Below are 616 nucleotides of genomic sequence, written 5' to 3' on the forward strand. Positions count from 1 at the left end.
CATAAAATAGCCCAGCATCATGCTGGGCTATTTTGTTCGTTCAGTTAAGCGTTACCGTTGCGTTTACAGGGCAATGGTCACTCAGTTTGTAATCCAAAACATCTTGTGAGCTGAACAGCGTTTGGTGTGCGTTTTTCGCTTTTATTTGCGGGCTAACAATAATGTGATCAATCAAAGAGCGGAATTGGTGTGTTTTGCTTGGGTTCTTATTTGAGCGAACCTTGCAATCGGCTTTGGTATCTCGCGTTACCAATTGTGCATCGTTACCGAGAGTCATGATCGCCCACAGCCAATCACGTTGATACGACAAGTTGTGATTGAAATCGCCCATTACGGCATACTGCTCTTTTTTCTTTTCTCTCTCGCTCATCCATTTCGCAAGTGCTTCTCCTTGTTGACTCAGTGTCTGGCAATCACGACTGTTTTTGTACGCTCCGCTGCATCCTGCTTTTAGATGCACAGAGAGCAGGTGAAGCTCGTCCTTTTGGCTTGGGTTAACGACGATGTAGCTGGCAAAGCGCAACTTGCTATTACCACGCGTGATTGAGAAGTCTGCTGGGTCAGACACTTCAATGTCTTTGCGCACAGCAAAACCGGTGTACTGATTGGTATCAGA

At 45.9% G+C, this 616-nt stretch carries 1 protein-coding gene; it reads right to left on the reverse strand.

What is annotated here, in order from left to right; translation table 11 throughout:
- Positions 1-40 precede the first annotated feature (40 nt).
- The coding region (locus R7Z50_RS28790; RefSeq protein WP_318149918.1) for an endonuclease/exonuclease/phosphatase family protein at positions 41-616 on the reverse strand (576 nt) is incomplete at its 5' end.

The organism is Vibrio sp. 1249-1, assembly GCF_033340495.1.